Source organism: Blastomonas fulva, assembly GCF_003431825.1.
Classification (GTDB): domain Bacteria; phylum Pseudomonadota; class Alphaproteobacteria; order Sphingomonadales; family Sphingomonadaceae; genus Blastomonas; species Blastomonas fulva.
In genome coordinates this window covers 1,602,384-1,628,057 of record NZ_CP020083.1, presented here as the reverse complement: position 1 = coordinate 1,628,057, position 25,674 = coordinate 1,602,384, and the positions used below count along the sequence as shown (strand labels likewise).

The following is a 25,674-nucleotide window of genomic DNA, read 5'->3' as shown; positions in this document are numbered from 1 at the left end:
TCAAAGCGCCCAATCCACCGGAATGGATCCGTCAGAATTGCGCGATCCGTTGCTCTGTACTTTAATGCCTGCTTCGCGCAACTTCGTCAAAACATAATCGGCAGCTGCGCCCTCGCCGCCGACGTTCACCGACAGTCCGGTGCGCCGCGCCGCCCAGATCGCCAGCGCAAGGTCGGTTGCGCCGGCGGAACTGGGCTCGTCACCTTCGAACCGGATCGACGGCAACGCCAGCGGCGGCGGGATCAGCTGCATCTGCCATTGCGGCTCGGCCTGCGCCATGCGCTGTTCCAGCGCGCGGTAGGTGGCAAGGCTTGCTCCCGGCAGAGGCGTTGCACGCACCTGCGCCAGCCTCTTGTCTCGGTCGACCAGCACTGCATCGGGGGAAACCCCCGCGAGGATCGCCATCTCGCGCCCGACCATCGCCACCGCCGCGCGTTCCTTGCTGGCCTTTTCGCGCGCCGATGCCGATGCCAGTTGCGCCGCTTCCGCATCGCCCGCCGCCGTGCCGACGCGGAACTGGTCAAGGCTGAGCTTGACCGGTCGCCCCAGTGCCTTTTGCAGCGCGCCCTCGCCCAGCCGGGCAGCGTTGGTGCGATATTCCGGGGTCAGGATCGTTGCGCGGACGATCAGCGGGTCGCTCGAAAAATCGATATCGAGCTGGTCGATCTTGGCCTGGCCGGGAAATTGCTCGGCCAGCACATCGCGTGCCTGGCGCTGCGCACGCGCTTCCCATGCGATCTGGCTGAGCGAATAGCCCAGCGGGATCGCCAGCGCCAGGAACGCTGCGGTGATGATCGCCGCCTGCACCCCGCTCTGTCGGCTGGTCAGCTTGGGGCCGAAGCCGTAGAGCCGCGCCATCACCGCGGCAGCAATGGCGATGGTCATCAGGTTGGTGACGAACAGCAGCAGCGCGCCGAAGAATACGGTCCCGTTGAGTGTCGCCAGGCCGAAGCCGACCGTGGCCAGCGGCGGCATCAAGGCGGTGGCGATCGCCACTCCGACGATGGTGCCTTCGCGCCCGCGGATCATCGCATAGGCTCCGGCGAGCGCGGAGAACAGCGCCACCAGCAGATCGAACAGGTTGGGGCGGGTGCGCGCCGCGATCTCGGGCGTTATGTCCTTGATCGGCGAGAAGAACACCACCAGCGCGGTGAACAGCACCGCCAGCAGCACCCCGCCGGCCAGCGTCATCGCGGTCCGGCGGATCTCGTTGCCATCTACCAGCGCCATGCCGAAGCCCAGGCCGATGATCGGCCCCATCAGCGGCGAGATCAGCATCGCGCCGATGACGACCGCAGGCGAGGACAGAAGCAGCCCCAGCACCGCGATGCCCGCCGACATCAGGATCATGAACGCATAACGCGGGGTCAGGCTGGATTCGTCATCGACCTTGGCGATCACCGCGCGGTGCTCGATCGAGGGGATCACCGTGCCACGCCACCAGCTGCCCAGCGGCCCTGCAACTCGCGTTGCCAACTCGCCCATGGTCGACGACAGACGCCTGGCCCTCGGGGTTTCAGCGCTGGGCGCGGGTTGGTCGGTCATGTCATCTCACCATAAGCGTCTCGGCCAAGGGTGGACCGGCCTTGCCATTGGCGATAGACGGATATCCGCAGCCGTGCCAGACCCGCCGGACCCGGCAAGGGCGCGATCGGGCTTAGGCCGCCTGCGCCGCAAGCGGAATCACGGCCCTGCAGACCAACGAAAGGTGACATGCGCAGATGATCAGGATCAACCGTTTCGGCCTGTTGGCGCTGTTGCTGCTGGTGGCTGCCTGCGCCCCCAAGCCCGCGCCGCAGACCGCAGCACCCGCCGATCCGCTCAATGCCATCGCCCGGCAATATGTCATGCTGTCGCTGGAAATCGGCACGCATGAGGACGGCTATATCGATGCCTATTATGGCCCTCCCGAATGGAAGCGCGCCGCCGAGGCCGCGCCGCGTGCCCTGCCGGCGCTCGCGCAGGCGGTCGATGGCCTGGATCAGACCCTCGCCGCTGTCGATGTCTCCGCCCGCGAGCCTCTGGTCCGGCGCCGCGCGACCTTCCTGCGCGCGCAGCTTAACGCCGCGCGCACCCGTCTGCGCATGCTGCGCGGCGAGAAGCTGAGCTTCCGCGAGGAATCGCTCGGGCTGTTCGGTGCCACTCCCGACATCCGCCCGCTGGAAAGCTATGATCCGGTGCTGGCCGAGATCGAGACGCTGCTCCCGGGCCCCGGCACGCTCGCCGAGCGGGTCGATGCGTTTCAGGAGCGCTTCGTCATCCCCGCCGACCGGCTCAAGCCCGTGTTCGACCGCGCCATCGCCGAATGCCGCGCGCGCACCGCCGCGCACATCCCGCTACCCAAAGGCGAGAGCTTCCGGATGGAGTTCGTCACCGGCAAGCCGTGGAGCGGCTACAATTATTATCAGGGTAACCTTGCCAGCGTGATCCAGATCAACACCGATCTGCCCATCCGCATCAGCCGCGCGGTCGATCTGGGCTGCCACGAGGGCTATCCCGGACACCACGCGCTCAACTATCTGCTCGAACAGCGGCTGATGCGCGCGCGTGGCTGGATGGAATACAGCGTCTATCCGCTCTACAGCCCGCAAAGCCTGATCGCCGAGGGATCGGCCAATTACGGCATAGACCTCGCCTTCCCGGGCAATGAAAAGCTCGCCTTCGAGATGCGCGAGCTCTATCCGCTGGCGGGTCTTGCGACCACCGATGCCGCGCGGCTCGCCCGGCTGCAAACGGCGCTGACGGGTTTGCGCGGAGCGCGCTTCACCATCGCGCAGCTGTATCTCGACGGCCAGATCGATCGCGCCCAGGCAATCGCGTTGACGCAGAAGTATCAGTTGATGAGCGAGGCGCGGGCCAAGCAGTCGATCGGTTTTACCGACGCCTATCGCAGCTATGTGATCAATTATGGCCTGGGGCAGGACATGGTGCAGGAGTTCGTCGAGGCCGCCGGGTCCGACGCCAAGGCACGCTGGGCGGCTATGGAGCGGGTGATCAGCGAACCGACGCTGCCCGCCGATCTGGCGGTGCGCTAAGCACCACTTTGGTCATTCCCGCGAACGCGGGAATCCCGCTTTCGCGCAAAGCTTAGCGCACTAGCGGGACCCTCGCCTGCGCAGGGGTGACGGGGTGAGATAGTTGAATTTCGAGACTATTGTTCGCAGGCAGCGCCGACTCAGCTCGCAAACAGCATCGCGTCGTCGGCAAAGGCCTTGAACTCCAGCGCATTGCCCGCTGGATCGTGGAAGAACATCGTCGCCTGCTCGCCCACCTGCCCGGCAAAGCGGATATGCGGCTCGATGACGAAGCGCGTGCCGGCAGCGCGCAACCGCTCGGCCAGCGCCTGCCAGTCGGGCATGGTCAGCACTACCCCGAAATGCGGCACCGGCACATCATGCCCGTCGACCGGATTGTGGTGCGCGTCGGCCCTGCTGGCGGCAGGATCGAGATGCGCGACGATCTGGTGACCGAACAGGTCGAAATCGATCCACTGATCGGAAGACCGCCCCTCGCCGCAACCCAGAACGTCGCGATAGAAGCTACGCGCGGCCGCCAGATCGTCGACCGGAAACGCGAGGTGAAAGGGTCTGATGGCCATGATCGGCGTGCTTGTCAGAAGGTCGCCAGCGCTGCACCCAGCCCGGTCGCGACAACGCTGATCACGATCGGCTTGCCTTCCAGATCGAGGAAGACCAACTCGAGCTTCTGGGCCTTCTTGAGGTGATCGATATCGGCCGGTGCCAGCGGCTTCTCGCCGATGCAGCCTTCGGGCAGGCAGCGGCTGAACACGATCTTGTCGATGCCCTTGGCCTGATCGCCATCGATCTGCATCAAAGCGCCGGTATCCAGACGGACGCCCAGCGGAACCTTGACCAGCAGCCCGGTCTTGCCCGAGGATTTCTGCTTGGCGATGGCCACACGGATCACTTCCTTGCCATTGGCCTCATCGATCAGCGACTGGACGGTATCGCAGATTTCCGCTTCGCCCGTGCCCTTGCACCCGGTGGTCCATGGCTTGGCACCATCGGCGACCTTCTTGGGCGTGATCGGCTGAGTGGCCGGAGCAGCAGGCGCCGCGGTCTGGGCGGCCAGCGGCGCGCAGATCAGCAGGGCGGGTGCAACAGCGGCAAGGGTGCGAAGCATGACGTGCATCGGATCAATCTTTCTTCATTGGGCTGGCTGGAAGGTCCAAAGGGGCGTCGGCGCAGCAGAGCACAGGCTGATATACGTACAGCCGGTGCGCTGTCCACCGTCGCGCGACGGGGTGCCAGGCGCTGCTGCGTCCACCGGACGGGTTTGGGGCGCCATCAGCACCGGCAGCGTTGCAGCCAGCCCCTGCAGGACCTGCAGCGGCGCGGTGCTGTCAGGCGGAACCGGGACGCTGACGCTGCCCTGGCCGGGCATGGTGATGACGGCAATCGGCGCCGCGACAGGCGTTGCCGATGGCGGCTGAGAGGGAGCGGCCGTGCCGACCGGGGCCACGGCCACCGGATCAGCGACGCTCGTGCCCCCGCCGGGCGGCGGCGGCGTCACCGGCGCCGATGTGCCCGGCGGATCGGTGACGGGCGGAGTGCCTGCAGGCGGTGCACCCGCTGGCGGGGTGCCCGCTGGCGGGGTACCGGCAGGGGGATTGGCAGCCGGAGGATTGGCGGCTGGCGGATTGGGGCCGCCACCGGTGCCCGGCGGGTCCTGCGCAGGCGGCACGATCGGCGGCAGCACGGTCATCACCCCGGGGCGATAGGTGATCTGGTAGTTGCGCGCGGTCCCGCGCGAGGCGTTGATGACATACTGCCCGGGGGCTGCGGTGCCACCGCCGGTGGAGCGCAGCACCAGGCCGGTGACGACGTCCCCGGTATCCCCGTTGCGCAGCCCCGAATAGCTCACGGTCAGCACCGGATCACCATTGCCCTGATGCATCACCACATTGTTGGCGGTGATCAGCAGCCGTGCCTGATCGATGGTCAGCCGCCCCGGCGTATAGACAAAGTCGTAATTGAGCGCCGATGCTCCCGATGCGGTGATGGCATAGGAGCCGATATCGGAGCCGATCGTGGCGGGGGTGCCGAACACCAGCCCGCTCACCACATTGGCGCGGTCGCCGTTGCGGAAGCCCGTGATCGACGCGCTGAATTCGGGGTTGGCGAGACCGTATTCACGGCTGGCATTGTTGACGCGGACCTGCAGCAGCGCCTTGGTGATCGTCAGCGTGCCGGGCACGTAATCGAACCGGTAGTTGGCGGCGACCGCCCCGGAACCGGTGATCAGATAGTCGCCGACATCGCTGCGAGCAATCGCGCCGGTGCGCAACCTGAGGCCGGAGACAACCGCATCGGTATCGCCATTGCGCAGCCCCGAGATGCTGGCGGTCAGCACCGGATTGGCCGTGCCATAGACCCGGGTCTTGCTGTCGATGGTCACGCTCAGCGGCGCGGGCGTGATCGTCAGGCTGCCGGGGACATAGGCAAAGTCATAATTGAGCGCGCTGCCCCCCGAAATACCGATGGCATAGCTGCCGACGCCCGATCCCAGGGTGGCGCCGGTCGCCAGCAACAGTCCGCTGACAACCGATGCGGTATCGCCATTGCGCAAGCCGACAATCGTGCTGGTCAGCGCCGGATTGGCCAGGCCATATTCGCGGCTCTTGTGGTCCGCGCTGATGGTCAGCAGCGCTCTGGTGATCGTCAGCGTGCCGGGAACATAGGCAAAGTCGTAATTGGTCGCGGTGGCACCGGAACCCGTGATCGCGAAGGTGCCGACGTTCGATGCGACTGTCGCCGCGCTGCCATAGACGAGGCCGCTGACCACGCCTGCGGTATCGCCCGCACGCAGGCCGCTGATCGATCCGGTGAAGGCCGGGTTGGCCAGGCCATATTCGCGCGTCGCGTCATTGGCGGTGACTGTGAGCAGCGCGCGCGTGATCGTCAGCGTTCCCGGAACATAGGCGAAGTCATAATTGATCGCGGTGGCGCCACTGCCGGTGATTGCATAGCTGCCGACGTCGGAGCCGGTCGTGGCGACGGAACCGAAAACAAGGCCCGCTGCAACGCTCGCGCTGTCGCCGCTGCGCAGGCCCGAGATGCTGCCGGTGAACGCCGGGTTGGCAAGCCCGTACGCGCGCGTGGCATTGTTGGCCGTCACGGTGAGCAGCGCCCTGGTGATCGTGAGCGTGCCGGGGACATAGGCAAAGTCGTAGTTCGTCGCACTCGCACCCGATCCGGTGATCGCATAAGCCCCGGCATCGCTGCCGATTGCGGCGACCGAGCCATAGACCAGCCCGCTGATGACGCTGGCGGTGTCCGAATTGCGGAAACCTGTGACCGATCCGGTAAAGGCCGGGTTCGCGAGGCCATATTCGCGCGTGGCGTCGTTCGCGGTGACTGTCAGCAGCGCGCGGGTGATCGTCAGCGTGCCCGGAACGTACGAGAAGTCGTAATTGGTCGCGGTGGCACCCGAGCCGGTAATCGCGAACGTTCCGACGTTCGAGGCGATCGTCGCTGCGCTGCCGTAGACGAGGCCGGATACGACGCTGGCGGTGTCGGAGTTGCGGAAGCCGGTGATGTTGCCGGTGAACGTGGGGTTGGCGAGGCCGTACTCGCGCGTCGCATCATTCGCGGTGACGGTGAGCAGGGCGCGCGTGATCGTGAGCGTGCCCGGCACGTAGCTGAAGTCATAGTTCGCCGCAGCGCCGCCCGAGGCCGTGATCGCGAACGTTCCGACGTTGGAGGCGGTTGTCGCCGTAGTGCCGTAAACGAGCCCGCTGACCACGCTCGCGGTATCGCCAGCGCGCAGGCCGCTGATCGAGCCGGTGAACGTCGGGTTGGCGAGCCCATACTCGCGGCTTGCATCATTGGCCGTAACGGTGAGCAAGGCCCGCGTAATCGTCAGCGTGCCGGGCACATAGCTGAAATCGTAATTGGTCGATGTCGCGCCCGAGCCAATGATGCTGTACGTGCCGATACCCGAGTTGAGCACAGCCGTGCTCCCAAAGGTCAGGCCGCTGACGACGCTGGCCGTGTCGCCGTTGCGGAACCCGGTGATGCTGCCGGTGAACGTCGGGTTCGCGAGACCATATTCGCGTGCTGCGTCGTTGGCGGTTACGGTCAGCAGCGCGCGGGTAATGGTGAGGGTGCCCGGAACATAGCTGAAGTCGTAGTTCGTCGCGCTCGCACCCGATCCGGTGATCGCGAAGCTTCCGACGTTCGACGTGATCGTGGCGGCGCTTCCGTATACCAGCCCCGAGATCACGCTGTCGTCGTCGCTGTTGCGGAAGCCGGTAATGCTGCCCGTGAACGCGGGGTTGGCGAGGCCGTACTCGCGCGTCGCATCATTTGCGGTGACGGTGAGCAGGGCGCGGGTAATCGTGAGCGTACCCGGAACATACGAGAAGTCGTAGTTGCTCGCTGCGCCGCCCGAGGCCGTGATCGCGAACGTGCCAACATTGGAGGCGGTTGTTGCCGTGGTGCCATAGACGAGCCCACTGACGACGCTCGCGGTATCGCCAGCGCGCAGGCCGCTGATCGATCCGGTGAACGTCGGGTTGGCGAGCCCATACTCGCGGCTTGCATCATTGGCCGTAACGGTGAGCAAGGCCCGCGTGATGGTCAGCGTGCCGGGCACATAGCTGAAATCGTAATTGGTCGATGTCGCGCCTGAACCAGCGATGCTGTACGTGCCGATCCCCGAGTTCAGCACGGCCGTGCTGCCATAGGTCAGGCCCGAGATCACGCTGGCCGTGTCGCCATTGCGGAAGCCGGTTATGCTGCCGGTAAAGGCAGGATCAGCCAGGCCATACTCGCGGGTCGCATCATTCGCGGTGACGGTGAGCAAGGCGCGCGTGATCGTCAGCGTGCCGGGTACGTAGGAGAAGTCGTAGTTCGTCGCGGTGGCGCCACTGCCGGTGATCGCGAACGTTCCGACGTTCGACGCGATCGTGGCGGCGCTGCCGTAGACGAGGCCGGATACGACGCTGGCGGTGTCGGAGTTGCGGAAGCCGGTGATGTTGCCGGTGAACGTGGGGTTGGCGAGGCCGTACTCGCGCGTCGCATCATTTGCGGCGACGGTGAGCAGGGCGCGGGTAATCGTGAGCGTACCCGGAACATACGAGAAGTCGTAGTTGCTCGCTGCGCCGCCCGAGGCCGTGATCGCGAACGTTCCGACGTTGGAGGCGGTTGTCGCCGTAGTGCCGTAAACGAGCCCGCTGACAACGCTCGCGGTATCCCCCGCGCGCAGGCCGCTGATCGATCCGGTGAACGTCGGGTTGGCGAGCCCATACTCGCGGCTTGCATCATTGGCCGTAACGGTGAGCAAGGCCCGCGTGATGGTCAGCGTGCCGGGCACATAGCTGAAATCGTAATTGGTCGATGTCGCGCCTGAACCAGCGATGCTGTACGTGCCGATCCCCGAGTTCAGCACGGCCGTGCTGCCATAGGTCAGGCCCGAGATCACGCTGGCCGTGTCGCCATTGCGGAAGCCGGTTATGCTGCCGGTAAAGGCAGGATCAGCCAGGCCATACTCGCGGGTCGCATCATTCGCGGTGACGGTGAGCAAGGCGCGCGTGATCGTCAGCGTGCCGGGTACGTAGGAGAAGTCGTAGTTCGTCGCGGTGGCGCCACTGCCGGTGATCGCGAACGTTCCGACGTTCGACGCGATCGTGGCGGCGCTGCCGTAGACGAGACCGGATACGACGCTGGCGGTGTCGGAGTTGCGGAAGCCGGTGATGTTGCCGGTAAACGTTGGGTTCGCGAGGCCGTATTCGCGGGTCGCGTCATTGGCAGTGACAGTGAGCAGCGCACGCGTGATGGTCAGCGTGCCCGGCACATAACTGAAATCGTAGTTCGCCGCAGCGCCGCCCGAGGCGGTGATCGCGAACGTGCCGACATTGGAGGCGACGGTTGCGGTGGTGCCGTAAACGAGCCCGCTAACCACGCTCGCGGTATCGCCTGCGCGCAAGCCGCTGATCGAGCCGGTAAACGTGGGATTGGCCAGGCCATACTCGCGCGTCGCGTCGTTGGCGGTGACCGTGAGCAGGGCGCGCGTGATGGTCAGCGTGCCGGGCACGTAGCTGAAGTTGTAATTGGTCGATGTCGCGCCTGAACCAGCGATGCTGTACGTGCCGATCCCCGAGTTGAGCACCGCGGTGCTGCCATAGGTCAGGCCCGAGATCACGCTGGCAGTATCGCCGTTGCGGAAGCCAGAGATGCTGCCGGTAAAGGCCGGGTTCGCGAGACCATATTCGCGCGTCGCGTCGTTGGCGGTGACTGTCAGCAGCGCGCGGGTGATCGTCAGCGTGCCCGGAACGTACGAGAAGTCGTAATTGGTCGCGGTGGCACCCGAGCCGGTAATCGCGAACGTCCCGACGTTGGAGGCGATCGTCGCTGCGCTGCCGTAGACGAGGCCGGATACGACGCTGGCGGTGTCGGAGTTGCGGAAGCCGGTGATGTTGCCGGTGAACGTGGGGTTCGCGAGGCCGTATTCGCGGGTCGCATCATTGGCCGTGACGGTGAGCAGGGCGCGGGTGATCGTGAGCGTTCCCGGAACATACGAGAAGTCGTAGTTCGCCGCAGCGCCGCCCGAGGCGGTGATCGCGAACGTGCCGACATTGGAGGCGACGGTTGCGGTGGTGCCGTAAACGAGCCCGCTAACCACGCTCGCGGTGTCGCCAGCGCGCAGGCCGCTGATCGAGCCGGTAAACGTGGGATTGGCCAGGCCATACTCGCGCGTCGCGTCGTTGGCGGTGACCGTGAGCAGGGCGCGCGTGATGGTCAGCGTGCCGGGCACGTAGCTGAAGTTGTAATTGGTCGATGTCGCGCCTGAACCAGCGATGCTGTACGTGCCGATCCCCGAGTTGAGCACCGCGGTGCTGCCATAGGTCAGGCCCGAGATCACGCTGGCAGTATCGCCGTTGCGGAAGCCAGAGATGCTGCCGGTAAAGGCCGGGTTCGCGAGGCCATACTCCCGCGTTGCGTCGTTGGCGGTGACTGTCAGCAGCGCGCGGGTGATCGTCAGCGTGCCCGGAACGTACGAGAAGTCGTAATTGGTCGCGGTGGCACCCGAGCCGGTAATCGCGAACGTTCCCACGTTGGAGGCGATCGTGGCGGCGCTGCCGTAAACGAGGCCGGATACGACGCTGGCGGTGTCGGAGTTGCGGAAGCCGATGATGTTGCCGGTGAACGTGGGGTTCGCGAGGCCGTACTCGCGGGTCGCATCATTCGCGGTGACAGTGAGCAGCGCACGCGTGATGGTCAGCGTGCCCGGAACGTAAGAGAAATCGTAGTTCGCCGCAGCTCCGCCCGAGGCCGTGATTGCGAACGTTCCGACGTTCGAGGCGACCGTTGCCGTTGTCCCGTAGACCAGCCCACTCACCACGCTCGCTGTATCCCCCGCGTGCAGGCCGCTGATCGAGCCGGTGAACGTCGGATTGGCCAGCCCATACTCGCGGGTCGCGTCGTTGGCGGTGACCGTGAGCAGGGCGCGCGTGATGGTCAGGGTACCGGGCACGTAGCTGAAGTTGTAATTGGTCGATGTCGCGCCCGAGCCAATGATGCTGTACGTGCCGATGCCCGAGTTGAGCACCGCGGTGCTGCCATAGGTCAGGCCCGAGATCACGCTGGCCGTATCGCCGTTGCGGAAGCCTGTGATCGATCCCGTGAACGCAGGATCGGCCAGGCCGTACTCGCGCGTTGCGTCGTTGGCGGTGACTGTCAGCAGTGCGCGCGTGATCGTCAGCGTGCCGGGCACATAGGCGAAGTCATAGTTCGTCGCGCTCGCACCGGATCCGGTGATCGCGAACGTTCCGACGTTCGAGGCGATCGTCGCTGCGCTGCCGTAGACGAGGCCCGAAACCACGCTGGCGGTGTCGGAGTTGCGAAAGCCGGTGATGTTGCCGGTGAACGTGGGGTTCGCGAGGCCGTACTCGCGGGTCGCGTCATTGGCAGTGACAGTGAGCAGCGCACGCGTGATGGTCAGCGTGCCCGGAACGTAAGAGAAATCGTAGTTCGCCGCAGCTCCGCCCGAGGCCGTGATCGCGAACGTTCCGACGTTCGAGGCGACCGTTGCCGTTGTCCCGTAGACGAGCCCGCTGACCACGCTCGCGGTATCGCCAGCGCGCAGGCCGCTGATCGATCCGGTGAACGTCGGGTTGGCGAGCCCATACTCGCGGCTTGCATCATTGGCCGTAACGGTGAGCAAGGCCCGCGTGATGGTCAGCGTGCCGGGCACATAGCTGAAGTTGTAATTGGTCGATGTCGCGCCCGAGCCAATGATGCTGTACGTGCCGATACCCGAGTTGAGCACAGCCGTGCTCCCAAAGGTCAGGCCGCTGACGACGCTGGCTGTGTCGCTATTGCGGAACCCGGTGATGCTGCCGGTGAACGTCGGATTCGCGAGACCATATTCGCGCGTGGCGTTGTCCGCGGTCACCGTCAGCAGGGCGCGGGTAATGGTGAGGGTGCCCGGAACATAGCTGAAGTCGTAGTTCGTCGCGCTCGCACCCGATCCGGTGATCGCGAAGCTTCCGACGTTCGACGTGATCGTGGCGGCGCTTCCGTATACCAGCCCCGAGATCACGCTGTCGTCGTCGCTGTTGCGGAAGCCGGTAATGCTGCCCGTGAACGCGGGGTTGGCGAGGCCATATCCGCGGGTGGCGCTGTCCGCCGTCACGGTGAGCAGCGCCTTGGTGATCGTCAGCGTACCGGGGATGTAATCGAAATCGTAATTGGCAGCAAAGGCCTCGAACGGCGAAATGCTGTAGGTGCCGACGTCGGAGAATTCGTCCGCCAGGGTGGTGAAGTTCAGCCCGGAAACCACCGAGGCATCGTCGCCGTTGACGAAGCCCGAGAAGCTCGCGGTGAACATGGGGTTGGAATCGCCATAGGTGCGGGTGGCGTCGTTGGCGGTCACGGTCAGCAGCGCGCGCAGCGTGGTCAGCGCGCCGTTGACGAAGTCGAAGTCGTAGCCGACATCGGACAACAATGTGCCCTGATCGATGAAGATCGTGTCGATCCCGGCGCCGCTGCCCGCAGAAAGGGTGTCGAAAAGGTTCGGCGCACCTGAAAACGCATAGGTATCGCTGTCGCCGTTCACCAGCCCGCTGAAACTGAAGGAGTAACCGGGAGGCGCCTGGCCGTATGTGCGCGTGGCATCGTCGGCGGTGAAGGTCAGCACCGGCTGGCGCGCGAAGATGAACAGGTTGCCCGCGAAACCGCTCGGCGAGACGTTGTTGTAGAGGTTGTTCCCGACAAGCCCGCCGCGGTCGATGACATCATAATCGTTGGAATAGATCAGGAAACGACCGCCGCCGGTCAGGTTGAAGACCCCCGCGCCTGCGCTGTTGGTAAAGATGTCGCTCTCGATCAGCACCGCATCACCAGTGGCGCTAGCGGTGAGCAGGGCGTCTGCATCCAGGGTGACCGCGCGATTGCCGGTGACGCCCAGGTTCTGCAGGACGATGCTGCTCGCGGTAATCGACCCGATGGTCATCGCGCCGCTGTCGAAGAACGACTTGTCGTCACCGGCAACAATCCGGAGGCTCGCAAAACCCGAGCCTGCATCGATGAATGCGCCCGGGCCGAAGGTGATGACTGCATCGCCTGGATCGCGGAAGCCATCGACCACGCCGCCCGAGAGGAATTCATTGGCGACGGCGGTGAAATTGCCGCCATCGGTGGTGATCCCGGCATTGATCAGGATCGAGCGGCCTGCGCGGAAGGTCAGGTTGCCCCCCGCCCCGCCTGCGCTGACCAGGATCGCGCTGCCGACGGTGATGTCGTTGTTGGCCTGCAGCTCGACTGCGGTGCCGCCCGCCAGGATGTCGACCAGCGCGGTGGGGGTGATCGTGACATCCGCGCCCGGCGTATCGCCGAACCCGAGGCCGAGTGCATCGGGCGAGACCCCGTCGAGGTCGAAGAAATAGACCGCGCCGGAATTGATGATCTGATTTTCCGGGCCATCATCCCCCGACGCGCCAACCACCAGCCGCCCGGCATTCATCGATACGCCGTTGCCGAAAAGGTCGTTGGCATCCAGACCCGCAACCGCAACGTTGCTGCCCCCGGTATAGCCCCGCCCGAAGATGGCCGACAGCGACGGATTGGCAAAAGCCGCATCGGCAAAGCTGATCAGATACACCGCGCCGGCTTGAGGTCGATCGTCCGCAAACCCTGAGTCCCCATAAGCGCCGATCGCCAGCACGTTGCCCTCGAGCGAGAGCGCGCTTCCCAGAAGTTCATTGGCGGTCGAGGTGGGAAGGGTCAGGTCATAGCCAACACCGATCGTGCCTGCCAGCGTACCGCCGTCAAAGGCCGTATCGGCAAAAGTGAACAGATAGACTGCGCCTGCCATATTGGCAGAATCTCCGGAACCGTCTTCGAAGAAGGCACCGACCGCCAGCCGGGTGCCATTGAGCGCGACCGCACTGCCGAGGGAATCACCCACGCCAGCAAAGGCACTGGTATCGACGTTCGCGCCGAGGGTATATCCGCGTCCGATAGTCCCGATGAGACCGGGCACACCGGCCGCCACATCGAACAGATAGACCGCACCTGTTTCCTGCGTGCCGTTGGCGTCCCCGTCATCGCCGGTCGCGCCGACGGCCAGCCGGTCGCTGTCGAGCGATACCGACCAGCCGAAAAGGTCGTCATTGTCGAGCGCGAGGTTGAAATTCGCCCCGAGAGCATAGTCCTTGCCGATGATCGCGAGCTGGGAGGGGGCATTGAAGGTGTCGTCGTCGAAGCCGAACAGGTAGACCGCGCCTGCGCCAGGGGCATCGTCGTCGAAGCCGCGGTCGCCGGTGGCGCCGACAGCCAGCGTGAGGTTCGACAGCGAAACAGAGCTGCCAAACCGCGCCCCGGCACGCAATTCCGGAACCGAAAGGTTCTTGCCGCCGGTATAGTCGCTGCCGATGACACCTTCGAGGATGGGGAACTCGAAATCTGTTGTCACGAACGTGAAGAGGTAGACCGCGCCCGATTCGGTCAGGCTGTTGCCAAAACCGGCATCGCCCGGAACGCCGATGGCCAGCCGCTGGCCGTCGAGCGAAACCGAGGTGCCGAATGCGTCGAACTCCCCGACCCCTGCAACCGGCGTGCCCAGACCGCGGGTATAGCCCGCGCCGATGGTACCGCGCAGCTGCGCACCGCTGAAATCGGTATCGGCAAAGGTGAACAGATAGACCGCGCCAGAATCGGTCGACGCTGCGCCGTTGCCGAAGCCATCGTCGCCCCTGGCGCCAACAACCAGCCGGTTGCCGTCCAGTGACACCGAAGTGCCGAACGCATCGGCATCCTCCAGCTCGACATCGAAATCGAGGTTCGCGCCGAAATTATCCGCCCCCCTGGCAAGGATTTCGGCAATACTTCCGCCACCGAAAATGCTGTCGGTGAAAGTCAGCAGATAGACCGCGCCAGAATTGGGAGGGCTGCTTGCGCCGCTGTTTATTCCAGGCCCGCCGATGGCCAGCCGGTTGCCATCGAGCGACACCGACGTGCCGAAGAAGCTGCCACTCGCAAAACCGAACGGCGTCAGCACCGTATCGACATCGCCCGGCCCGCTATAGCTTGCGCCCACGATGCCGCGCTGCAGGCCACCATTGAAATCCAGATCATCGAACGTGAAAAGATAGACAGCGCCAGAATCGGACAGGCCGTTTGAGTTACCATCATCACCCCTCGCGCCGACAGCCAGTCGGGTGCCATCCAGCGAGACGGACCAGCCGAATGCGTCTCCGTCGTCCAGCAGAATATCGCGATCGTTGACGACGCCCTCAAAGCCTAGGCCAAAAATGGCCTGCAGGGAGCCAGACTGGAACTCGGCCCCGGCGAACGAAAACAGATACACCGCCCCGATTTCACGCCCGGAGGTCGGGGGGTTGAGCGAACCATCGTCACCGATCGCTCCGACCGCCATCCGGTTGCCATCCAGCGACACCGAGCTACCGAAACGGTCGTCAGCCTCCAGATCGGCGACGGACAGGTTCTTGCCGCCCGTGTAGCCTATACCCGCAATTCCCTCCAGTAACCCACCGCCGAACTGCGGATCGGTAAAACTGAACAGATAGACCGCGCCCGCATTCGACTGGGCATCAGAGGCACCATCATCGCGCGGGGCTCCCACTGCGAGCCGGTTGCCATCGAGCGACACCGCAAAGCCGAACTGGTCGCCCGCGCCGATTTCGGTCGGCCACAGGTTCTTGCCGCCGACATAGCCATGGCCGATGGTGGCCTGCAGCGTGGCGCCGCCAAAATTGGCATCGGCAAAGGTGAACAGATAGACCGCACCGGAATCGCCTAGCCCATCGATCGATCCGTCATCATCCGGCGCGCCGATCGCCAGCCGGTTGCCGTCGAGCGACACGGCTGTGCCGAAACTATCGCCGCTGCCGACCTGCACGACCGTGGGCGTAACGGACGCTGCCAGATCCAGCCCGACGGACGAGCGATAGCCTGCACCGATGGAGCCCTTCAGCAGGCCACCGCCAAATTGCGCGTCATCGAACGTGAACAGATACACCGCGCCGGTATCGGTCTGCGTGTTGCCCGGCCCGTCATCCTGACGCGTGCCCACGGCCATCCGGTTGCCGTCCAGCGAGACCGAGGTGCCGAACAGATCGAATGCATCCAACGGGACAGCGATGGTCTTGCCACCGGTGTAGCCGGAGCCGATCGTCGCCTCGCGCACAGCTCCGCCGAACGACCCATCGGCAAAGCTGAACAGATACACCGCCCCCGGATCGGGCAGACCATTGGTGAAGCCGTCATCGCCCCGCGCGCCGACGGCCAGTCGATTGCCGTCGAGCGACAATGCGCCGCCGAACCCGTCGAAGGTGTCCAGCGTCGCGATGTTGAATGCGCTTCCCGGCGTATCATAGTCCCGGCCGATGATGCCTCGAAGATTGACCCCGCCAAAATCGGCATCGGCGAATGTCAGCAGATATACCGCGCCGCTGTCTGCAGCGGCGTTGCCTAAACCATTGTTGCCCGCAGCGCCGCCGGCCAACCGCAGGCCGCTCAAGCCGACGGCGGAACCGAAATTGTCGCCAGGCCTCAACCCCTGGTCGCCACCCGAGATATCGACATCCAGGCCAGTGCTGTACCGGCCGATCCGCACCGCAACGGCGGGCGCGTTGAACAGATCATCGACGAAACTGAACACATAGATCGCGCCGATATCTGCACGATCATCGATTTGGCCGTCATCGTTCGGTGCCCCGACGGCAAGCCGGAAACGTCCGAGCTGCTGGTCGAGCGACAGCGATGAACCAAAGCCGTCACCCGCCGCAAGTCCTGCCACGCCCAGATTGCTGCCGCCGGCATAACCCTGACCCAGGATGGAGCGTTGCTCGGCACCGCCAAAGGCGAGGTCGGCAAACGAGAACAGATACACCGCGCCGGCATCGGCTGCGCTGTTGGCAGCGCCATCGTCACCGCTTGCGCCCACGGCCAGCTGCGTGCCCCGCAACGATACCGCGCTGCCGAAAAAGTCGCTGGCGTCAAGGCCTGCGACAGAGAGGTTCTTGCCGCCGCCATAGCCGCTGCCGATGACCGCTTCGAGCACAGGCGCACCGAACGCGAGATCGGCGAAGCTGAGCAGATAGACCGCGCCCGAGAGTGGCTTGAGGCTGGAGGCTCCATTATCATCGGACGCGCCGATCGCCAGCCGCAGCCCGTCGAGCGAGACTGCCGCGCCGAACCGCTCCTCGGGTCCGATGCCCTGCGCGGCGAGCGAAGCGGGCCGCCCCATGGCGTAGCCTGAGCCCAGGGTGCCGGCCTGGACAAGGTCGTTGTACACATCGTCGCTGAAGGTAAACAGATAGACCGCCCCAGCCGACGGGGTACTGATATTGCCAGCGTTGCCGGCAGCGCCGAGCACCATCCGGTTGCCGTCGAGCGCAACGCTGCTGCCCAGACGGTTTCCATCGGTGTTCAGCCCGTCGATCAACAGGTTGCTGGCATCGATCGATCCGGCGGTAATCCTCCCCGAAAGGCTTGCGCCATCCAGGTCGGGGGTGGTGAAGGTGAAGAGATAGGCGGCACCCACATCGACGCCCCCGCCCGACACCCCGAAATCGCCTGGCGTTCCGACCACCAGCTTGCTGCCGGACACGGCGAGAGCCGCTCCGAAATTGGCGTTGGTTCCCAGCGTCGCGATGGAAAGGTCGTTGGGGCCGCTGTATCCGGAGCCGATCGTGGCCAGCTGCAATGCACTGGAGAAAACCGTGTCGGCAAAGTCGAACAGATAGACTGCGCCGGAATTGCCATTGCTGTCGCCGTCGCCATCGTCCTGAGAGGCGCCGATCGCCAGCCCCTCGCCTGAATCGGTGAAGGCCAGAGCGCTGCCGAAAAAGTCTCCCGCGGCAAGCCCGGCCACCGAGAAATTCTTGCCGCCCGTATATCCGACGCCGCCGATGCCCTCGAGCGTGCCGTTGTTGAAAATCGACGAGGTGAAGGTGAAGAGATAGGCCGCGCCGGAATCACTGGCGAGGTTGTTGAAGCCATCGTCCGCCTGCGCGCCGACGGCAAGCTGGTTGCCCCGCAGGGTGACGCTCGAGCCGAACTGGTCGCCGGCTTCAAGGCCGGCAACATCGACGTTCTTGAACCCGGTATAGCCCGCGCCCATGCGCGCTTCGAGCACAGGCGAGCCGAACGCGGTGTTGGCGAAGGTGAACAGATAGACCGCACCTGAATCGGTGGTGGCGTTGTTGAAGCCATCGTCGAGTGGCGCGCCGATGGCCAGGCGAAGGCCATCGATGGCCAGCGCGCTGCCGAAGGAATCTTCCATGTCCAGCACGCTGACGTCGAAGTTGCCCGCGCCGGTATAGCCCTCGCCAATGATCCCGCGCAGCTGCGGTGCCGAGAAGAATTCATCGTTGAAGGTGACCAGGAATACCGCCCCCAGACCCAGCGAATCGCCGCTGAAGCCGCGATCGAAGGGCGAGCCGATCGCCAGCCGGGTGCCCGATAGCGCAACGGCACTGCCAAATTCGGCATCAGTGGCCTGGCCTACGGACAGGTTCTGCTGCGGGCCGTACCCGACACCCACCGTGCCTGCGAGCGCCAGATTGTTGAAGGCATCGTCCGAGAAGGTGAAGAGATACACCGCGCCCAGTCCGCCGGAGGTATTGAACACCCCGGAATCTTCGGGTGCGCCCACCACCAGGCGATTGCCGCTGAGCGCTACGCCGCTGCCGAACCGGTCCTCGCCATCCAGCCCGCCCAGCGACAGATTGCCCGCCCCGGTGTATCCCGCGCCGATCCGCTGCGCGAGGGTGTAAGTCCCCGCGATATCGGTGAACAGATAGGCCGCGCCGCTGAGCGGCACTGCGCCGCCTGCGCCATTGTCCAGAACGGCGCCCACGGCGATCTTCTGGCCATCGATGGCGACCGAACTGCCGAAGCGGTCACCCAGGGACAGTGCGGTGACATCGACATTGGTACCGCCGGTATAGCCGCTGCCTATCAGCGCGGATACCGTCCCGCCGGTGAATGCCGTGGTGGCGAAATCGATGACATAGACCGCGCCTGAATCGCCCAGCGAATTGGCGTTGCCATCATCGCCGGGGGTGCCGACAAGCAACCGCGTGCCCTGCAGGGCCACGCCGCTGCCAAAGCGATCCTGGTTTCCGCCGGCAAGCGCGCCGATCGACAGATTGTTGCCGCCCCCATAGCCCGATCCGACAATCGCCGCGAGCGCGCCGCCGGTGAACTGGGTGTCGGCAAAGGTGAACAGATAGACCGCACCGACATTGGTAAACGGATCGTCGTCGCCGCCATCCTGGGGAGCGCCGACCGCCAGCCGCGTGCCGTCGAGCGAAACCGACGCGCCAAAACTGTCGCCGGTGTTGATATTGGCGGGGCTGAGGTTGTTGCCGCCGACATAGTCGGCGCCGATGGTGGCCTGCAGGGTGCCACCGCTGAAAAGGGCATCGGCAAAGGTGAACAGATAGACCGCACCGGCATCGGTCACGGTGTTGCTGACTCCATCGTCGAGCGAGGCCCCGACCGCGAGCCGATTGCCGCGCAGCGAGACTGCTTCACCAAAGCGGTCGCCAGAATCGAGCGTGGCGACAGACACGTTCTTGCCGCCGCTATAGCCCAGCCCGATGATTCCTTCGAGCAAGGGTGCGCCGAATGCGTCATCGGCAAAGCTGAAAAGATAGACGGCGCCGGTATTGAGCCCCCCTGTGGTGTCGGGAGTTTCTGCCGAGCCCACCGCGAGCCGCAGGCCATCCAGCGCGACCGATGTGCCGAACTGATGGATAGTGCCATCGCTGAGCCCGGGGACCGTGTAATTGCTGAACCCCTGATAGCCCGAGCCCAGGACGTCGACTAGCCGGGCGTCGAAGAAACTGGCCGGGTCGCCGAACGTGAACAGATAGACGGCGCCGGAACCGGCCGCGCTGCTGTTGCGCCCGCTGCTGGTGGCCGCCCCCACGACCAGACGCCCGCTATCGAGCGAAACCGCGCTGCCGAAGAAGAAGCCGCCATCGGAATCGCTCAGGTTGAGCGAATAATCCTTGGACCCGAGATAGCCCGCACCGATCCGACCCTCCTCGACCGGATTGGTAAAGGCGCTGTCGGCAAAGCTGAACAGATACACCGCGCCGCTGCCCGGCTCCAGGCCGCTTGCGCCCGCATCGCCGATTGCCCCGACCGCCAACTGCAGCCCCTGCAGCGCGACCGACTGTCCGAAGAATTCAAGCGGACCGCTGCCGGTATCGAAGTTGTTGCCACCGGTGTAGCCGGTGCCCAGCGTGGCTGCGAGCGTCGCGTCGCTATAGTCGCTCAACGTGAAGGTGAAGAGATAGACCGCACCGGCGTTGGTGATCGGGGTCAAGGCGCCAGCGTCGTTTGGCGCACCCACCGCCAGCCGCAATCCATCGAGCGACACCGCCGTGCCGAACCGGTCGCCGGCCTCAAGACCGACGACACTGACCCCGGCACCCGAGCTGTAGGATTGCCCGAGCGTTGTCAGCAGCTGCGGTGTGGCGGCAAACATCGGGTCGCCCAGATCGAAGATATGGACAGCGCCCGCTTCGAAATCAAAGCCGCCAAAGCCGGGGTCGCCCTGCGCGCCCACCGCGATGACATTGCCGTCGAGCGCTACCGCGCTGCCAAAAAACGAGCTGGAGGCGTTGATGCCGCCGCCCGAGAAACTTTCGAAGTTGAGCAGCCGCGCCAATCCGCCGCCGGTGAACGATGCATCCTCGAAGGTGAACAGATAGACCGCGCCGGCATCGCCCTGAAAGATCGTGGTGCCATCATCGCCGATCGCGCCGACTGCAAGACGCAAGCCATCGAGCGAGACCGAGCTGCCGAACAGGTCGTCGGCTTCGAGCCTCCCGACCGAGATGTTCTTGCCGCCGGAATAGCCCGATCCGATGATCGACTGCAGCACCGGCGCGCTGAACTGCGCATCGCCGAAGGTGAAGAGATAGACCGCACCGGAATCGATCCTGGCGTTGCCCGCGCCATCATCGAACCGCGCACCCACCGCCAGCCGGCTGCCGTCGAGCGACACCGCGGTGCCGAAATTGTCCTGCTCTTCCAGCCCGGTGCCGAGCAGCGAGAGGCCGCTGAAATCGAAATAGCCTGCGCCGAGAATTCCGACCTGACGGCCGGTGTTGAACGCATCGTCCTCGAAGGTGAAAAGATATGCCGCGCCTGCATTGCCGAGATTGTTGTTGCGTCCCTCGTCCCTGGGCGCACCGACAACGAGGCGATTGCCATCCAGCGAAACCTTGCCGAAGTTGTCGTTGAAGCTCAGCTGGGGAATGCTGAGGTTTCGGCCACCCAGACTGCCATGGTCCCCGCCGATGATGGCCGCAAGGCCTGGGCTCGAAAAACTGGTATCGGCAAAGGTGAACAGATAGACCGCGCCGTTGTTGAACAGTCCGGCGGAGACCCCATCGTTAAAGGGTGCGCCTACCGCAAGGCGATTGCCGTTGAGCGAGACCGAATCGCCCAGACGGTCCTCCGAAAAGCCGGGGACGTTGAAATCCTTGCTCCCCAGATAGCCTGAGCCGATGATGCCCTCGACCAGGGGAGAGTTGAACGCCGCATCGGCAAAGCTGACGAGATACACCGCACCGGCATCGGTTGCGCTGCCGCTGTCGCCATCATCGCCCGGCGCACCAATCGCCAGCTGCGTGCCTTCAAGCGACACCGAATAGCCGAACAGGTCGTCCGTCACGAGTTGCCCGACCGACAGGTTCTTGCCGCCCGAATAGTTGAAGCCGATGATCGATTCGACCGCCGGGTCGCTGAACTGGGCATCGGTGAAGCTGAACAGATAGACCGCGCCCGAATCCGTCGCCGTGTTCGAACCGCCATCATCATGGCTGGCCCCCACCGCCAGCCGATTACCGACGCGATCAAGCGAAACGCTCGTTCCGAAACGGTCGCCCGCCTCCACATTGACAACATCGAGGCTTGCAGTGCCGCCATAGCCAGCGCCCAGCACGCCGAGCGTACTGCTCGCGTTGAAGGCAAGGTCGAGGAAGCTGAAGAGGTAGACAGCGCCCGAATCCGGCGCGGCGTTGTTCAAACCATCATCGAACGGCGCACCTACTGCGAGACGCGTACCAGTCAGCGAAACCGAAAAGCCGAACTGGTCGCCGGCTTCAAGCCCGCCTACCGAGAGGTTCCTGCCGCCCGTATAGCCCGAACCGACCACAGCGCTCAGCACCGGCGCAGCAAAGCTGGTATCGGCAAAGGTGAACAGATACACCGCGCCGACATTGGTGAGACTGCCATCGGCGCCATCATCGCCCGGTGCGCCGACCGCCAGCCGGTCACCATCCAGCGAAACGCCAAAACCGAACAGATCGCCGAAATCAACCCCCGGCAAGGGCGCGACCGGACCCGGGAAGCTGCTGGCAAACGCCTGCAGCACCAGCCCGTACTGGCTGGGCGCATTGCTGCCATCGGCGATGATGATGTTCTTGGGATCGAGCAGCAGCTTGCCGCCGCGCTGGCCATCCCGCGCGGTTTCCACCGTGCCGCGATAGACGAGCGTCTCCTTGCCGGAGATCTCGATCTGCCCGCCCACGCCGCCGACCATGCCGCCGCGTGCGATCGCCGAGCCGAGGAAGGTGGTCTTTTCGTCCGACCAGACAACGATCTCGCCCGCATTGCCGCGCATGCCGATCGCCGACACGTCGATGGTCACCGCATCTGTTGCCACCAGCGTGCGCGCGTTGGGAAGCTCGTCGGCGCTCAGGCCCTTGCCGCCCTGGAACTCGCCGCCCAGCCGCACTCGGCCGCCGCGGATGCCGCCCTGCGCGTAGAATTGCGCCGAGAACAGATCGAGCCGGGGCGCACTGACATCGATCGATCCGCCAAAACCATGGCTGCCCGAGGCGCGGAACTTGCCCGAGGAGATGATCTGCTGGTCCGATGTGTAGCGGATGGTGCCGCCGTGCAGGCCGCTGGCATCGATGAAGGCATCGCCGGTGTCAATCGCGCGACGGGTGGTGTGGATATCGACATTGCCGCCCTTGCCGAGCCCGGCATTGACCGTGATCCGCCCGGCGAGCGAGAAACCGCCGGCATCGAGGTGGATGTTGCCGCCCGCTTCGGCGCCGCTGGCCGACAGGATCGAGCCGAACGACAGGAATTCGCTGCCGGTGATGTGCGCGGTGCCGCCGGCCTTGCCGCCATCCAGGTTGATCGTGCCATCGAGGATGGTGCGCGCGGCGGTGATCGTCAGCGTGCCGCCGGTTCCGCTCGCGGCCATCGCCGTGCCGGGCGCAGCGCTCGCGTCGCCATCGATCACATTGGCCCAGCCGATATTGCTGGTTGCGCTGCCCTTGGCCGGGCGAGCGCCTGTGACCACCGCATTGGTGGCGGATGACAGGTCCATGGCGACATTCCTGCCGACCTGCACATCGCCCGGCGCGGTGATCGTCATCTTTGCTGCGACCAGCGAAACCTTGCCGTCGGCGCCGACCTCCATGCTCGCGGCCTGCGGCGTTCCGATACGCACCGACTGGTTGACCAGATCGCGGGCCGCGGATGCGGTGATCAGCAACGATCCGCCACGGGCATCGACCACGCCGCCGATATCGACCAGCGCGCCCTTGTCGTCGAGACGGGTGACTGCATCGCCGACCTGGAAGCGGATCAGGTTGTCGCCGTGCAGATCGAGCGTGAACGCCTGCGCGCCGCCAAAGGCGATCTTGCCCATGTGCGCGGTGATGATGCCATGATTGGCGACCTGGGGGGCTACGAACGCGGCAACCCCGGCATCGCGCACGGTGATTGTGCCATGGTTGATGACCCTTGCGCCCAAGCGGCCCGGGGTCCCGAAACGCAGCGTACCGCCCGCCATGAAGGCAGCGTTGCCGATGTCCGCACTGGTCGCGACCAGCCCTGCGACATCGACCCTGGCATCCTTGCCGAAGACGATGCCGTTGCCGTTGATCAGATAGACCTGACCGTTGGCGGTGAGCTCGCCCATGATCTGGCTGATCTCGGGCCCGGTGACGCGGTTCAACGCAATCGAGCGCGCGCCCGGCTGGCGGAAATCGACGCCTTGGCCGCTGCCGATCGAGAAATTGTCCCAGTTGATGATGACCCGGTCGCTCGACTGGTCGATCCGCACCCGGTCGGTGCCCTGGCCATTGATCGTGGCATTGCCCGCCACGACATTGCCACCGCTGGGGTTGGCAAGCGCAGTCTGTGTGGTGACGATGGCAAGCCCCGCGACCCCGGTGCGCAGCGCGATCTGCCAGTTGGCCCAATGGCGTGCGCGTTGTTCGGGGGTGCGGATGATAGTCATCGTGTGGCCCCGATCGAGAAGAAGATGCGTGGATCGCTGCTGCCATCGGGCGTGAAGCGTGACTTGCCCGGCCAGGCCGAATAGACCTCGCCGAACAGTCCGTAAGGCAGCGCGATGCGCGCCCCGCCGCCTGCCGACCACAATTCGGTGACTCGCAGCTCGGCAAAATCGAGACGTCCGCGCTGCCGCAAGATGCCGGCATCGACGAACACGAAGGGCTGCACCGTCACCGGCCCGAGCGTCAGCCGGTCGTTGAGCTCCATCGCGACATTGACGCAATGGTCGCCGCCGGCTGCGCCATAATCATAGGCGCGGCCGAACCTGTCGCCGCCATAATTGCACTCGCGTGAAGCTGCGGCACCACCGTGCAGCGCCATCTGCGCCTCTGCTGTCACCCGAACGCGGGCAGTCCCGACCAGCGGCGCGTTCCACACCAAAGATGCGGTCGCAGCGGTGAATTCCGGATCGCCCTGGGTACGGCTGCGCAGGGGGTTGAACCGGCCGGTGGCGCCAAGCCCGTCGATCCCTTGGCTCAGCCCCAGACGTACCAGCCCGGTGGTGCCGTCGGTGCCCGCCCAGTCATAGCTGCCATACAGCTCGTAGAAGCGGCTGCGGTCGTCGATCAACGTGATGCCGAAGATGCCGCTGTCGGAGTTGATCGCGGTGCCTTCCAGCCCGACGATCAGGCTGGAGTTGCGCGTGCGGCGCAGCGGATAGCTGAGCCCGGCGCGGAACACCTCTTCCTCGCCCTCGAACTGGAGGATCGACAGGAAGCCGCGCACCGCGCGCGACCGGGCGCGCGAATAGGACAGGGTCCCGGTCAGCCCGTCATCGGTGATAGGCGCGCTGTACTGGGCAAAGCCGGAGATGAAGCCGTCGGTCGGCAGCGTCGCGCGTGCATCGAGCAGCAGCTGGTCGCCGGGGACCAGCAGCGAATTGGCGGTGATCCCCGCGCGATAGCGCCGCTCGCCCAGATTGTCGCGGATGCGGTTGTCGAACTGCGCCTCGAGCACCACCGGATCGAGATCGACCACCACCAGCAGGTTGGCCGCGCCGGGCGTGGTTTCGGACGGGCGCACCACCACCGACACATCCATGCCGCCCAGATCGCCGCTGGTCAGGATCGCGCGTTCCAGCTCGTCCACCATCACCGGGCCGCGCTTGATCAGCGGCGTGAAGCGGCGGCGGATCATGTCGGTCAGCCGCGTCTGGCCAACCAGACCCGCGCCCGATTTCAGCTGGATTTCGATGGCATCGACGCTGCCCTCGACCACCTGCAGCACCACGACGCCATCGGCCACGTCCTGCGCGGGCACCAATGCGAACGACAACGCATAGCCTGCCTCGGCATAGACCCGGGTGAGCAGGTCCGCCGCGCGATAGATGTCGGCGAGCGTCAGTTCCTGGCCCAGGAACGGCGCGAGCGGCGCCTGCAGCCGGTCTTCGGAGATGGCATCGAAGCCGATGATGCGGAAGCGGTTGACCCGGACCTTGGCGCTATCGTCCACCGCGCTGGGATCGGTGCGCGGACGATCGATGGTGAACGGGGTGCGGGGCGTCGAGAGCGGCACGTCGGCGGCGCGGTTCTCGCGCTCGAACGTACCGGCAGGCGGCCGCACCGATCCCGGCAAGGTCTGGCCGGCAGCCAGTGTCGGCCACATCAACGCGACTGCCAGTGCACCGGCGGTGCAGCTGTGCGATACCGCCTTGCGGCTGGAGGCCAGAATCCCGGCCCATGTCAAAATCCGCTGAAAATCCATGCGGGGTGCAACGTCCAACTCCCCGAAGGGAAATGAGAGGGTGCGACCCCATCTCGGAAAGTCGGATTGAAGCCCCTGCTATCCGCTTCCACGTTGTCATGAACCGGCAACCCAGCCGATCACGACGCCATGGATATCGGAC

Annotated in this window: 6 protein-coding genes; 1 reads left to right on the top strand and 5 read right to left on the bottom strand. The window is 65.1% G+C overall.

Going from position 1 to position 25,674, the window contains the following annotated elements:
- The gene (locus B5J99_RS07550) at positions 1-1,545 is read right to left on the bottom strand and encodes a DUF389 domain-containing protein (RefSeq protein ID WP_117352045.1); all 1,545 of its coding nucleotides are present in this window, start codon (positions 1,543-1,545) and stop codon (positions 1-3) included.
- 176 nt (positions 1,546-1,721) lie between these two features.
- On the opposite strand from B5J99_RS07550, the gene B5J99_RS07545 reads away from it, so the two are divergent.
- Positions 1,722-3,035, top strand: coding sequence for a hypothetical protein (locus B5J99_RS07545; protein ID WP_211337887.1), 1,314 nt, complete (start codon positions 1,722-1,724; stop codon positions 3,033-3,035).
- 140 nt (positions 3,036-3,175) lie between these two features.
- On the opposite strand, the gene B5J99_RS07540 is transcribed toward B5J99_RS07545, so the two are convergent.
- From B5J99_RS07540 to B5J99_RS07525, 4 genes are read right to left on the bottom strand one after another with little or no spacing between them, the layout of a single operon-like run.
- Positions 3,176-3,598 (bottom strand): VOC family protein, encoded by a 423-nt coding sequence (locus B5J99_RS07540; RefSeq protein ID WP_054136518.1) that lies wholly within the window; start codon positions 3,596-3,598, stop codon positions 3,176-3,178.
- 14 nt (positions 3,599-3,612) lie between these two features.
- Positions 3,613-4,152, bottom strand: coding sequence for an invasion associated locus B family protein (locus B5J99_RS07535; protein ID WP_054136519.1), 540 nt, complete (start codon positions 4,150-4,152; stop codon positions 3,613-3,615).
- Between the two features lie 15 nt (positions 4,153-4,167).
- Positions 4,168-23,772, bottom strand: coding sequence for an MBG domain-containing protein (locus B5J99_RS07530; RefSeq protein ID WP_117352044.1), 19,605 nt, complete (start codon positions 23,770-23,772; stop codon positions 4,168-4,170).
- Positions 23,769-25,532 (bottom strand): ShlB/FhaC/HecB family hemolysin secretion/activation protein, encoded by a 1,764-nt coding sequence (locus tag B5J99_RS07525; RefSeq protein ID WP_054136266.1) that lies wholly within the window; start codon positions 25,530-25,532, stop codon positions 23,769-23,771. The genes B5J99_RS07530 and B5J99_RS07525 overlap by 4 nt, the downstream gene beginning before the upstream one ends.
- Positions 25,533-25,674: the final 142 nt, after the last annotated feature.